The following is a 13251-nucleotide window of genomic DNA, read 5'->3' as shown; positions in this document are numbered from 1 at the left end:
ATCTGATGCCGCTATAATCGGTGTCATATTCAGTACCATGAAACGCAAGGTCACAAAATGCACGTTAAGTTTTGCGGGTTTACTCAGCTTAGTGATATACAGACTGCGGCACAGCTAGGTGCAGATGCAGTGGGTTTGGTGTTTTATCCACCAAGTCCACGTGCGGTCACAATAGCGCAGGCGCAAACTCTGAGCGCTGCCGTACCTGCTTTTGTCAGCGTGGTGGCACTGGTAGTCAATATGCCCAAAGATGAGCTGATTAACTTAGCAAGCAACGTCTCTTTTGATATTATCCAGTTCCATGGTGATGAAACGCCTGAGCAATGCCAACAGCTGGCAGGTATGGTCAATAAACGCTGGATCAAAGCATTGCGTATCAATACAGAGCAAGACACCCTCGATAGCGTCCGCGCTCAGATTAACCAGTTTTCGACTGCAGGTGCCAGTAGTATTTTACTGGATGCTTATCATCAAGATGCATACGGCGGTACAGGCGCACGTTTTGACTGGAGTCTCATTCCACATGACAGTGCACTGCCGATCGTTTTGGCTGGTGGGCTCGATGCCGACAATGTTGCCGCGACATTAGATTTACCTATTTATGGCGTCGATGTGAGCGGTGGTATTGAGGTTGATAAAGGTAAAAAAGACGCTGCCAAAATGCGTGCCTTTATGAAAGCGGTCAAACGCGATCGATGGCAAAACGCTACGGTCACTGGCGCCATCTAAGTGGGTTTGTATCTAGCTATTTGCGATAAACAATCTGCTTAGTTGATCGTTATTCCGATTTTTCTGCTTAAATCTTATTAGATTATTATCCCTTTTATTATTTTCTCTCTATTTATCTAAAGTTATCTAAAAAATACCACTTATTACAGTAGGAATTATCATGAGTCATGTCGAGAACAAAGATTTATCTGCTACCGCACAGTCTGTAAACACTTTTACCAATCCTGAAAATGTACAGGACTTCAACCAGTATCCTGATGCGCGCGGTCATTTCGGTGTACATGGGGGGCGTTTTGTCTCTGAGACGCTAATGGCTGCTCTAGAAGAGCTAGAAACACTTTATACCAAAGTCAAAGCAGACCCAGCATTCTGGGAAGAGTATCACAATGATTTGGTCAATTATGTCGGTCGTCCAACGCCGCTGTATCATGCTAAGCGTTTGAGCGATGAGATTGGCGGTGCGCAAATTTACTTTAAGCGTGAAGACCTAAACCATACAGGCGCACATAAAGTAAATAACACCATTGGTCAGGCATTGCTTGCCAAAATGTGTGGCAAAAAACGTATCATCGCTGAGACTGGTGCAGGACAGCATGGCGTAGCGACGGCAACGATTGCTGCACGCTTAGGGCTAGAATGTATCGTCTATATGGGTGCTGACGATGTCGAGCGTCAAAAAATGAACGTCTATCGTATGCGCTTGCTTGGCGCGACAGTTGTGCCCGTCACTTCTGGCTCACGTACGCTCAAAGACGCAATGAACGAAGCCATGCGTGACTGGGTGACCAATGTCGATAGCACCTATTACATTATCGGTACTGTGGCAGGCCCGCATCCTTATCCGCTATTGGTTCGTGATTTTCAAGCGATTATTGGTAAAGAAGCGCGCATTCAGCATCTAGAAAAAACAGGCAAAATGCCAGATGCATTGGTTGCCTGTGTTGGTGGTGGCTCAAACGCGATTGGTTTGTTTTTTGACTTCTTGAACGATACTGAAGTTAAAATGTATGGCGTCGAGGCAACGGGTGATGGTATCGAGTCAGGTCGTCATTCAGCACCATTGGCTGCTGGTCGTATCGGCGTGCTACATGGTAACCGTACTTACCTAATGGCAGATGATGATGGCCAGATTCAAGAGACACATTCTATTTCAGCGGGTCTTGATTATCCTGGTGTCGGTCCAGAGCATAGCTTCCTAAAAGACATGAAGCGTGTTGAGTATGTCGGTTGTACTGACAAAGAAGCGCTAGAAGGCTTCCATGAGGCCACGCGCAAAGAAGGTATCATTCCTGCGCTTGAAACTGCTCATGCGGTCGCTTATGCATTGAAACTGGCGAAAACCATGACACCTGACCAGACGATCGTCGTTAATATGTCAGGTCGCGGTGACAAGGATCTGCATTCAGTGATGAAGGCGGAAGGGATTGAGTTGTAAAAGGACGTTTTTTTGAGTACAGATATGGTTGACTTGGTAAACTTAATAAACGATAGATTTATTGAGTTTACAAGGGAGCAGGTTTTTTCTAAAGAAACCAATGACTTTCTAGGCTTTGCCCAACAAAAATTTAAGCTAAATGCGAAAAATGATTGGAATGAAATTATTGCTTCTGAGGATATTCTAGAAGACTCTAATGAGGCCTTAAAAAGTTTTTTGAAGTTTGGTTTATCAGGTCCTACCAAATATAATGATTTGGGTGAGAAATATCTGAGATTGTATGGAGTTTTGAATGCTGTTTACCAACAGCAACAAGCTATTTTACATATATTTAAACTATTCAATTGTCCAAATCCAAAATTAATAAAGCAAGAGTTCAATAATTTATCTATAACGCAAGCTCGTCATAAACTAGGTGCTCATAGTATTAATTATACTGTCCAAGGTGATTCTGAGACTGAAATGTTCGTACCTGTTAGATTACAGTTCGATGATTATGAGCTGACATATTTTAATCCCAAAAATGATGAAAGTAACAATATTGACCTTAAATTAACTATTGAAGAGCATAGTAAGCTAATCTGTAAGACTTATTTACTTATAGCTAATAAAGTTATTAAAACGGTTTATAAGGGTAATACTGTTAAGCAAGAACAAGTGCTGATAAGTTTTAATGAATTAGAAATGGTTATGAACGGAGCACTGTTGATCAAAGGTCAAGATGGTAATACTATCATTAATATAAAATTTAAATAATAACTTGTCTGAAGAGATAGATAACTAAAGAGACCATTATGACTAGAATCGAAAGCACTTTTGAAACCTTAAAATCACAAAATAAAAAAGCCCTGATTCCTTATGTAATGGCAGGCGATCCCAATCCGACCACTACGGTAGGTCTGTTGCACGACTTAGTGAAACACGGCGCCGATATGATCGAAGTCGGTTTACCATTCTCTGACCCAATGGCCGATGGCCCAACCGTTGCCTTAGCTGGCGAGCGTGCATTAGCAGCAGGTACGAGTACTCGTGATGCACTAAAAATGGTTGCAGAGTTTCGTCAAACAGATACGCAGACGCCAATTATCCTAATGGGCTATCTTAATCCTGTTGAAATCATTGGCTATGACAACTTTGTGGCACTATGCGAGCAGTCAGGCGTTGACGGTTTGTTGATGGTAGATTTGCCGCCAGCAGAGGCGGGTAGCTTTACGCAGCATTTGACCGATCATTCGATGAATGAGATTTTCTTACTATCGCCAACGACTTTGCCTGAGCGCCGTGAGCAAGTATTGACTCATTGTGGCGGCTATATCTATTATGTATCACTAAAAGGTGTGACTGGTTCAGCCACGCTAGATACTGACGATGTAGCAACTCAAGTACAAGCAATCAAAGCAGAAACAGACCTGCCAGTATGCGTCGGCTTCGGTATCCGTGATGGCGCCTCTGCAAAAGCGATTGGTACTCATGCAGATGGCGTTATCGTCGGTAGTGCCTTGGTACAGAATTTTGCCGATATTGATGCCAACGATACCGCTGCGGTTGCAAATGCACAGCAGAACATCATGGCAAAAATGGATGAGCTACGTGCAGCGTTAGACAGCTTAAGCGCTTAATAGCTATTGCTTTCATATTGTTGTTACTTGAAGAAGCAGTTATTTGAAATGGCAAAGTCAAATTGCAGCTATTGTTTATCTAAAGACTTTACTCAAATGCTTTACGTGAAGACAATACTAAATGACTTTGCTAAAATTAGTTTACGAGTGTAAACTAACATCACTATTATATGGTGTCTGGTAGCAGTGATTTATTTGTCATTTTGATTGGCAAATACATTATCTATCAACAAGCGCATAATCAAATGACCGACATACGAGATTTATTTATCAGTATGTCGCATGACTGCTCATGTTATGACTGTATTAGACGCTTTGTTTAGACAACCATTAAACTCTCAATGACAAGCGAATGAGCAAACTTGTCAATAAGCCTTTTATGATGGCAAATAATATGACTGATACAATAACAAAACCCGATAACAATACTGCTAAAGCCGCGCCAAACAGCAATACGGATAGGCAGTCATGGTTTAATCGTCCTATCCCAGGTATCAAGCAGCATTTGACTGCGCCACTGTCCGCGGTAGAGACTGAACCATCAACCAAGTGTAGTAATTGTCATTCGATGATTACTAACACAGCGCTGATTTTTAACTGTTATGTGTGCCCGCATTGTGATCATCATTTACCGATGAGTGCTCGTGAGCGTTTGAACTGGCTGCTTGATCAAGTAGACGGCGAGACAGGACAAGAATTTACGGCAAAAGATCCATTGAGCTTTGTGGATAGTAAGCCATATCCTGCGCGTATGAGTGAAGCACAAGAAAAAACAGGTGAGTCTGAGGCGTTGGTTGCTATGTATGGCAAACTGCGTAACCTTGATATCGTTGCCTGTGCTTTTGATTTCCGCTTTATGGGCGGGTCAATGGGTTCAGTTGTTGGCGATCGTTTCGTTCAAGCAGCTGAAAAAGCGCTAGAGCAAAAAGTACCTTTGGTTTGCTTTGCTGCTTCTGGCGGTGCACGTATGCAAGAAGGCTTATTGTCATTGATGCAAATGGCACGCACGGCAGCAGCGATTGAGCGTCTAAGAATCGCTGGGATTCCTTATATTGTGGTATTGACCAATCCTGTGTACGGCGGCGTAACTGCATCACTGGCGATGCTGGGTGATATCCATCTAGCAGAGCCAAAAGCGATGATTGGTTTTGCGGGCAAGCGTGTAATCGAGCAGACTGTACGCGAGACGCTAGAAGAGCCATTCCAGCGCGCTGAGTTCTTATTAGAGCATGGCGTAGTGGATGAAGTAGTACATCGTCATCAGCTAATCGATACGATTTATCGTCTACTTGCAAAACTATGCCGCGTACCAAATGTAGATGCTCAGTAAAATGAGATGCTCGATAAGGTAAATGACTCAGTATAATGAATCATTTATTGAGTGCATAATGACTTAGCTGCGTGCTAACATCTACTGCATATGCAAGACCCCTAATAGCATTTATCGTCATTGCACGGTAAGTGCTATTTTTGGTTTTAGCCAACACATATATTTTTATCTCTTATTAAATTTTATATAGGTTCTATTCATGTCTGACCTTTTAGCATCTGACCTTCGCAGCCCCAACGCCCATAGTCCTAATGAAAGTGCTAGCCTAACTGAATGGCTCGATTATATGCAGCAGATTCATGTATCTGCAATCGATATGGGATTGTCACGTGTGTTGCCTGTTGCAGAAGCGTTAGGCGTGGTGCAGTCAGCGAAAGATGACGCTTATGTATTTACTGTAGCAGGCACCAATGGCAAAGGCTCTACAACCGCTGTCATTGCCGAAATGTGTAAAGCCGCAGGTTATAAGACGGCACTATATCAGTCGCCACATCTTAGCGTTTTCAACGAGCGTGTGCGTATCAATGGCGAGATGGTCAGCGATCAGACGCTGATTGAGGCTTTTAGCAACGTAGAGGCTGCACGTTTACAGTGCGATTTGACGTTGTCGTTCTTTGAGATGACCACACTAGCAGCGCTATTGATATTCGCTGAAGCAGACTGTGACGTGTGGGTATTAGAAGTGGGACTGGGTGGACGGCTAGATGTGGTCAATATTATTGATCCTGACATGGCAGTTATTACCAATATCGGTATCGATCACGTTGACTGGTTGGGTGATAATGTCGAGGATATTGGTCGCGAAAAAGCAGGTATCTTGCGCAAAGGCATTCCTCTGATTTACGGTGCTACTGAGATGCCATCCAGCGTGCAACACGCTATCGATACTCAGCAGGCAACTTGCTATCAGATAGGACAAGATTTTAGCTACCGCGATATTGATGCAACGACTTGGCAATACAGTAATGCAGCGGTTACCTTGCAGTTACCACGTCCTGCGCTATCGTTGACTAACACCGCCAATGCACTATCAGCCGTATTAGCAAGTCCATTAGATGTCGGTATCAAGGCCATTGAGCAAGCACTACAAACTGTCAAACTCGCAGGTCGTTTCGATTATCGTGAGAACCATAGCCGCCATTGGTTATTTGACGTCGCGCATAATGAGCAAGGTGTTGAGTTCTTACTAGCACAGCTATTACCGTTTTGGCAGCAGCATGTAGCCCGACATAGTAATCAAAATAGCTCAGCGGATATCCCTACACCAAAGATAAAAATGCTATTTTCTATGTTAGGTGACAAAGATATTGATAAGGTTGTGCAGCGCTTAACCCAAGCAGGCTTACCGATTAGTGATTGGTTTATCGCTGAGATTGATTACCCTCGTGCCGCGACTACTGAGCAGCTGCAAGATGTTTTGGTTAAATACGTCGATAGCACCAATATATATGCGTTCGATGGTTTGCATACAGCGACCCATGCAGTGATAGAGGCGAGCCAACCGCAAGACCTTATCGTCGTATGTGGCTCGTTTCATACGATTGGGGAAGCGTTAAGTGCCCTTAGCGTATGATAATTTAAGTTAAAGTAGTGCCTGTTTAATGTTAATCTTAGTCATAGCCTGATGGCAGACAGCATGAAAAATATGCTTTATAATCAAAATGATTTGCCAGACTAGTAGAAGATGGTCGGCACAAATTTTGAACCCTGATGGCATTAACTGACAGTAACTGGCGGTAAGAGATCATGATTAAAGCGATTGGATATACTGCTTTGAGATAGTCGCTGCACCGCTCAATCAACCTTATTACCAACTAAGAGACGTAAACGGATGAACTTTTCGAGACAAGCCTTATTGGGCATTGGGATGATTATCGGCGGTAGCGTGATGCTATACGCTATGGTGCAACAGATTGGCGATAGCGACCAACCAGAACCGATGTCAGCGATGGTTGATAAATCAAGCTCGGAGCAAGAGTCTCCGCAGCCGCTTACGACTGATATCGAAACAGAAAAACGTATCCTTGCGCAAAAGCAAAAAGAGCGTGCAGCTCGCGTTGCAGAGCAAGAAAAACGTGCAAAAGAGTTTTTGACAGAGCAGGAGATTGCTGAAGCAGAAGCATTGGCTAAGGCACGTGCTGAGAGCCAGCAATATGTTGATAATAGTGCGCCAGCTACTGATGAAACTACCAATACAGAGGCTACAAAAGACGTTACTACAGATCTGACCGTTCAGCCTCGTACTGAGAGTCAGTCTACTACTGATACTACAAAGTCTAGCGAAGCCGAGAAGCAAAAAGCGGCTCAAGAGCAACAAGAAGCCCAAAGGAAAGCTGCTATAAAAGAGCAAGCGGGCGCCAAAAAACTTGCTGAGAGCAAAAAACAAGCGGAGGCAGAGAAACTAGCCGAAGCAAAAAAGCAGGCGGAAGCCCAAGCAGCGGCTGAGAGAAAAAGAGAAGCAGCGGAAGCGGCTAAAAACGAGCCACCGAAATCGCCTTCTGAATACCAGATTAAGAAAGGTGATGGACTGATCAAACTGGCAAGACAATACAACATGCCTGTGGAAGTATTAGCTCAAGCCAACAACCTATCTCCATCAGCAGCGCTACAACTGGGTCAGAGCATCACCATTCCATCGAGCAAACAGGTACAACGTTTAGAGCGTGAAGCGGCGGCCGCTGAGCAAGCGCGTGAGAAGAAGCGCCAGCAAGAAGAAGCGCTGGCGAAGAAATCTGCCGATGCAAAACGTGAAGCGCAGCAAAAACTGAGTGAAGCGCGTAAAGAAGTCAAAGAAACAGACGCTAAGGGTAGCTTTGGAGTGCAAGTAGCGCTAGCAAATGACCAAGCCAAGGCCGATGAGTTAGCGAAAAAGTTCCGAGCAGCAGGTTATCAAGTCAAGACCAGTGCCACCAGTCGTGGAGTACGTGTCGTGGTTGGGCCTGAACGTGGCAAAGTCGCAGCATTGGCATTGAAAGATAAAATCAATAGTGACCCTAAAGTAAATACGACCAGCGCTTGGGTGCTTTACTGGCGTTAAGCTAGAGCGTTTCTAACGGTCTCGATTCGGCTTTTATCTACTTTATATAAAAACACGACAAATACTGTCGTGTTTTTTGTTTTATCGTTTGCCGATTGGCGCAAGCTTGGTTACGATGAGCACCATTTTTATTAATCATTTTTGTATAACCTGTCAGCCTACAAAGGTTGCCCTGTGGTGATCAGCCAGTCGTTGACTCTTGAGAGTTGTGAGCGTTAGCCGGTCACTATTATATTGTATAAGGTAAAACCATGTCATTTGGCGCTATATTTTTAATCTTGGCCGTTGGGTTTTTAGGGCTGATTACGTTACCAAAACTATTGGCGAAACGCCCAATCGTAGAGCCTGAACCAAAGCCTGTGCGCGGTGATGAGCTGGCTATCTGGCCATTTGCCCCAATGCCAATCATGACCGACACTGAGGTTATATTTTTTAATAAATTAAAAAATGCGCTGCCGGAATATCATATATTTGTGCAGGTTCAGCTGTCACGAATCATTGAAGCCAATAGTGACGAGACATCGGAGCGCAGCTTTTGGTTTAATCGTATTTGCCGTCAGAGCGTTGACTATGTGATTGTGGATGTCGATGCTCAGACTACCTTGGTCGCTATCGAGCTTGATGACTGGACGCATAGTAGTAAAGCCCGCCAAAAAGCGGATGATAAAAAAGATAAGGCGCTTGCCAGTGCAGGTATTGCAATGGTGCGCTTCCACGCTGAGTGTATGCCGAGTGCCGATATGCTTAGATATGAGCTAATGCAAGTGATTGAGAGCTATTAAGCATTCTGTGAAAGCTGTCCGATTGTTAAGACCAGAATATTATCTAAGCAGTTTTATTTTAAAAGTTTAGGTTAGTTAAATTTATTCATCGAGTTGGTCTGACTGCCTTGGATAAATAACGATTGGTCGATTACCTTCAAAATATAAACCTGTTTTAGGTAGTTCGCTATCTGACCAAACTATCTGCTGCCGACCATCATAAGCATTTCGCTCATCATAAAAGTCGCGCTTGGTGAACCATTCAATATAGTGCGCGGCTCGCAAAGCTGTATTGTCAATCGTTGCAAGACTTGCCCTGTCTCTTTTATCACACCATTCATGTATCGGAAAACTCGGTGTTAGCCAGTATGGCCAATCATAATCACCACAATCATTTGTATTAATCGGTAAAAAGAATCGGCCTTTAATCACGCCATAACGCTTATCGATTTTTACCTGTCCGTGATTTTCTGTATCTACCCACACTGCTCGGAATTGCTTGGTTTGCATGTGTGTCATTTTGCGCTGTAGATTATCATTGGAATTAATCCCAACCCAATTCACAGGCTCAAAAGGTGCTGACCCCATAAAAAACTTAATGGCTAGCTCCCAATGTTCAACCAGCTGTTCTGCATGGTTATACAAGATCAAATCAAGCTCACCAGTCGTTTGCTTGCCATTATAGAGCTGCACATTGCTAGCCAGTGTCTCATACGGATGCAGCTTGCACGCAAATCCATCCTCTAGCCAAAATGACAGTAAGCCTTCAAAATGAAAACCCAGTCGATTGGGGCTAGGGCGTTTGAGTAAATAGCGAGTCAGCTCTTGATAGGCGGCAGTGGTGTCTAGCTCTGTTAATCGTTGCTCATACGCCTCAAACTGCGTTTGCCAAAATTGTGCGCTATGCACGGCAACCGTATGTGTATTCTGATGCGGTGCAAAGTCTAGCCACTGCGTCAAAACATTGGGACACGACAGTACATAAGCCAAATCGCGCACATAAGGTCGGCGGTAACGTTCCCAAGGTGCATTATCTATACGGCGATTAGATATGGGCTGATTGACAAGATCGGACATAGCATAAACCAGTGTGAAGGTGTAGCATTTACCCTAACGGCTCGCTCTATAAAAGTCTATAGATGACAAGTATCGGCTAGGGTAGTGCTCAGTTTGTTGGCTTAAAACAGGATATTAATGTGATGGATATGAATGCTGATATCAGGGGGTGATAGCAGGTAAGCTAATAGAATGCTGAGTATTGTCTTAAGTATTGGCAGTAGCCATTTTAATATATTGTTAGGCGCGTTATGCGATGGTTGCTGCTCTGAATTGAGAAAGTTATAGTTTTTTTGGGTCATTGTCTAGCTCCATGTTATGTCGTTACACTATGGTGCGTAACGGTTCATGGATTTATATTATAGGTTGTGTGGTTGTAGCTAAATACTTATGCATGTATAGAGCAGGGTATGCGTGCATAGCGTGTTGTATGCACGCATACCACTGAACCGCCCCGACTATATCGGAGGCTGATCTACTTGAGTCAGGCAGCGATGCCTGACAGGGTTAAATTATCATAATACCGCTTTTCAAACTCAAAGGGTGACACATATCCAATCGTGCTATGTAGACGCTTCTTGTTGAACCAATCCACCCATTCAAGGGTTGCCAGTTCAACATCGTTCACACCAGTCCAGTTCTGCTTTAAATAATGAATCACCTCAGACTTGTAAAGCCCATTGACCGTTTCAGCCAATGCATTGTCGTATGAATCGCCAGTTGTACCGACAGAAGCAATCACGCCAGAGTCCGTCATCTTATCAGTGTAGCGAATTGATAAGTACTGAACCCCTCGATCACTGTGATGAATGACATCTTTGGGATTGTTTCTATCTGTTATCGCTTGATTTAATGCCGCCATTACCATATCCGTGTTCATGCGATTCGATACTTTCCAGCCGACAATAGCGCGAGCAAATACATCGATGATAAAAGCGGTATAAACCCAGCCGCTCAATGTCTTGATATAAGTAAAATCTGCAACCCACAACTGATTAGGGCGATGGGCGCTAAAGTTACGATTAACCAAGTCATCAGCACGCTTTTGATCATCACGGCTGTTGGTGGTAATCTTACCCTTACCGCGCCAGACACCTTGCAGACCATGCTGTCTCATTAAACGCTCGACGGTGCAGCGTGCGATATAAATGCCATCTGCCTTCATCTGCCGCCAGACTTTGCGAGCACCATAGCGACATTTGCTGTCCTGCCAGATGCGTTTAATCTCGCTGAGATAGTAGTCGTCATGCTGACTGCGCAGTGAACGCCTTTCAGGGCAGCACTCTAGGTCTTTAGTACGGTGATAGGTTGACGGGGCAATCGGTAGTACTCTACAAATCAGCTCGACCCCATAACTACCTCTATAGTCATCAATAAACTGAACCATTATCTGGGTGGACGGTCGAGCTCCGCCTGGGCGAAAAAAGCAGCAGCCTTACGTATAATCTCATTGGCTTGCTTGAGCTCTTTGTTCTCGCGTTCAAGCGCTTTGATGCGCTCTTTGTCACTTTGAGCTTGCACTGAGGCAGGAATGGTTTGATCAATGTGCTTTTTATGCCAGGATCGCAGGGTTTCAGGCGTGCAGCCAATCTTAGGGGCGATGGCTTGAATCGCTGACCAGGTAGAGGGGTAGTCGCCTGCCGCTTCAATGAGCATGCGAACGGCGCGTTCTTTAATCTCAGGAGTATAATGTCGTGTTTTCATTGTCGTATTCTCTCAGAATATTAGGTCTCCGACAATCCCGGGGCGGTTCAAAAGTACCAGTTCATTGACTTCCACTGACGGAGTTACAAGGGCTGACGATGACTTATGCAAGAAGTCTAATATAGCCAGCACCTTCAGAGCTCGCAGCTAAATCTACAATAGCCTCTCCCTTATGCTTGCCAAAACTTAAGTGCGTGGGTATACGCGCCATTTGGCTAAACTCATATAAGCTCTCCACATCACTTATCTCATAACCTTGGCTATTAGCCAAATCCATCAGACTACTAAGCACCAGCTCAGTGAAGTAAATGTCAGCACTGGCAGCATGCGCGTTCTTTGCTTGAGCACGGGCTATATTACGATGAAAATGATAAAGCAGGGATACTAGCTTATGGCTTTCTAGCGTAGGAAGCAGGAAGTTAGCCATGGCATTGGTACATATCAATTTAGGTGTATGGGTCACGCCAGCATTTTTAAGAACAGCCATGTCTAAATTAATATTGTGGCCAATTAGATACTCAACACTACTAGGTAGTCTGAAGTCTGTATGAGGTGGTGTCCCCTGCCGTCAAATCCGTATACATAAACTTGGGAGATTTTAGTTAAGCAGCCTGACGATAATAATCAAACCACATCTGTCTTGGTGATTTATAGCCCAAACCCTTTTGAATTCTCGTCTGATTGTAGTACAGCTCGATGTATCTAATAATATCGTTGATGGCGGCAAACCTTGTTTTATAATCCTGATGATATACCAGCTCGTTCTTTAAAGTGCCCCAGAAGCTTTCTATTGGAGCATTGTCGAAGCAATTACCTTTGCCACTCATTGAGCCTATAAATTGATGCTGCTTAACGATCTTGTGGTAGGCATGGGCATGGCTACAGTACTGACTGCCTCTGTCAGAGTGGACTATTAGCCCTTTGCTTGGACGTTTATTCCTGATGGCCATGTTCAATGCTTTGCATACTAGATCTGCGGTCATTCGCTTATTGATAGCATAGCCGACCAGCTCTTTGGTGTATAAGTCCTTGACCCCTGCTAAGTACAGCCAGCCCTCATGTGTCCAGATATAAGTAATATCGCTAACCCAAGACTCATTAGGGCGACTGGTGTCAAACTTCTGATCGAGCACGTTTAGATAGACCAGTTTGTGATGATTAGAGTCAGTGGTGACTTTAAAGCGCTTATGACAACGGCATTTGATGCCGTGTTCCTCTTTGATGCTTCTGAGCATGTATAGACTAATATTATGTCCTTGTCCGCTTAGATACGCATGCAGACGCTCAAAACCGTAGCGTTCGAGGGTTTCACTGTGCGCGGCTTTAACCAATAACTCGCACTGATTACGATGTACCTGCTGACAGCTGATATGACGACCTAGCCAGTCATAGTAGCTTGAGGGTTTAACCTGTAGTACGCGGCACATAGTGGTGATGCTAAAGACTTGCTGGTTGTCTTTGATAAAGTCGTATGAACCGCCCCGGGATTGTCGGAGACTCAACATTCTGAGAGAATACGACAATGAAAACACGACATTATACTCCTGAGATTAAAGAACGCGCCGTTCGCATGCTCATTG

General features: G+C 44.2%; 11 protein-coding genes, 1 pseudogene and 1 other annotated feature. Of the genes and pseudogenes, 8 read left to right on the top strand and 4 right to left on the bottom strand.

Annotation, left to right across the window (positions count from 1 at the left end):
- Positions 1–27 precede the first annotated feature (27 nt).
- The 8 genes from I3254_RS05750 to I3254_RS05715 all read left to right on the top strand — a co-directional run bounded on the left by I3254_RS05750 (position 28) and on the right by I3254_RS05715 (position 8932).
- On the top strand, positions 28–729 hold the full coding sequence (locus I3254_RS05750) for a phosphoribosylanthranilate isomerase (protein ID WP_346015377.1): 702 nt from the start codon (positions 28–30) through the stop codon (positions 727–729).
- A gap of 160 nt (positions 730–889) precedes the next feature.
- Positions 890–2164 carry a tryptophan synthase subunit beta gene (gene trpB / locus I3254_RS05745; RefSeq protein ID WP_238052034.1) on the top strand — a complete coding sequence of 425 codons (1275 nt, stop codon included), beginning with the start codon at positions 890–892 and terminating at the stop codon, positions 2162–2164.
- Between the two features lie 12 nt (positions 2165–2176).
- Positions 2177–2920: a hypothetical protein gene (locus I3254_RS05740; RefSeq protein WP_238052032.1), complete on the top strand. Its 744-nt coding sequence runs from the start codon at positions 2177–2179 to the stop codon at positions 2918–2920.
- 38 nt (positions 2921–2958) lie between these two features.
- Positions 2959–3783: a tryptophan synthase subunit alpha gene (gene trpA / locus I3254_RS05735; RefSeq protein ID WP_238052030.1), complete on the top strand. Its 825-nt coding sequence runs from the start codon at positions 2959–2961 to the stop codon at positions 3781–3783.
- A 382-nt stretch (positions 3784–4165) separates the two neighbouring features.
- Positions 4166–5113, top strand: a complete 948-nt coding sequence (gene accD / locus I3254_RS05730; protein WP_180952657.1) for an acetyl-CoA carboxylase, carboxyltransferase subunit beta — start codon at positions 4166–4168, stop codon at positions 5111–5113.
- A 199-nt stretch (positions 5114–5312) separates the two neighbouring features.
- On the top strand, positions 5313–6686 hold the full coding sequence (gene folC, locus I3254_RS05725) for a bifunctional tetrahydrofolate synthase/dihydrofolate synthase (protein WP_238052028.1): 1374 nt from the start codon (positions 5313–5315) through the stop codon (positions 6684–6686).
- Between the two features lie 258 nt (positions 6687–6944).
- On the top strand, positions 6945–8150 hold the full coding sequence (locus I3254_RS05720; protein ID WP_238052025.1) for a LysM peptidoglycan-binding domain-containing protein: 1206 nt from the start codon (positions 6945–6947) through the stop codon (positions 8148–8150).
- Between the two features lie 251 nt (positions 8151–8401).
- On the top strand, positions 8402–8932 hold the full coding sequence (locus I3254_RS05715; protein ID WP_238052024.1) for a DUF2726 domain-containing protein: 531 nt from the start codon (positions 8402–8404) through the stop codon (positions 8930–8932).
- Positions 8933–9013: 81 nt separating this feature from the next.
- Here I3254_RS05715 and I3254_RS05710 read toward each other — a convergent pair whose 3' ends face one another.
- The 4 genes and pseudogenes from I3254_RS05710 to I3254_RS05695 all read right to left on the bottom strand — a co-directional run.
- The gene (locus tag I3254_RS05710) at positions 9014–9988 is read right to left on the bottom strand and encodes a DUF1853 family protein (RefSeq protein ID WP_238052022.1); all 975 of its coding nucleotides are present in this window, start codon (positions 9986–9988) and stop codon (positions 9014–9016) included.
- A gap of 463 nt (positions 9989–10451) precedes the next feature.
- Positions 10452–11671 (bottom strand): IS3 family transposase gene (locus I3254_RS05705; protein WP_238052021.1). Its coding sequence is split into 2 segments (ribosomal slippage): positions 10452–11386 and positions 11386–11671, totalling 1221 coding nucleotides; the frame shifts between segments, so codons are not numbered across the junction.
- Positions 11280–11396: a sequence feature (AL1L pseudoknot), on the bottom strand. Its footprint overlaps the gene before it by 117 nt.
- 103 nt (positions 11672–11774) lie before the next feature.
- Positions 11775–12158, bottom strand: a complete 384-nt coding sequence (locus I3254_RS05700) for a hypothetical protein (RefSeq protein ID WP_238052020.1) — start codon at positions 12156–12158, stop codon at positions 11775–11777.
- 115 nt (positions 12159–12273) lie between these two features.
- Positions 12274–13167: pseudogene (locus I3254_RS05695) on the bottom strand (IS3 family transposase); the annotation flags it as partial.
- Positions 13168–13251 lie beyond the last annotated feature (84 nt).

It is taken from the genome of Psychrobacter sp. Ps2, assembly GCF_022129405.1.
Lineage (GTDB): Bacteria > Pseudomonadota > Gammaproteobacteria > Pseudomonadales > Moraxellaceae > Psychrobacter.
This window is presented reverse-complemented; position numbering and strand designations above follow the sequence as displayed.

Excerpts from the sequence above, each read along its gene's own strand:
- I3254_RS05720 (WP_238052025.1), top strand. The coding sequence starts at position 6,945 with ATGAACTTTTCGAGACAAGCCTTATTGGGCATTGGGATGATTATCGGC.
- I3254_RS05715 (WP_238052024.1), top strand. The coding sequence starts at position 8,402 with ATGTCATTTGGCGCTATATTTTTAATCTTGGCCGTTGGGTTTTTAGGG.
- accD (WP_180952657.1), top strand. The coding sequence starts at position 4,166 with ATGGCAAATAATATGACTGATACAATAACAAAACCCGATAACAATACT.
- I3254_RS05700 (WP_238052020.1), bottom strand. The coding sequence starts at position 12,158 with ATGGCTGTTCTTAAAAATGCTGGCGTGACCCATACACCTAAATTGATA.
- trpA (WP_238052030.1), top strand. The coding sequence starts at position 2,959 with ATGACTAGAATCGAAAGCACTTTTGAAACCTTAAAATCACAAAATAAA.
- I3254_RS05710 (WP_238052022.1), bottom strand. The coding sequence starts at position 9,988 with ATGTCCGATCTTGTCAATCAGCCCATATCTAATCGCCGTATAGATAAT.
- trpB (WP_238052034.1), top strand. The coding sequence starts at position 890 with ATGAGTCATGTCGAGAACAAAGATTTATCTGCTACCGCACAGTCTGTA.
- folC (WP_238052028.1), top strand. The coding sequence starts at position 5,313 with ATGTCTGACCTTTTAGCATCTGACCTTCGCAGCCCCAACGCCCATAGT.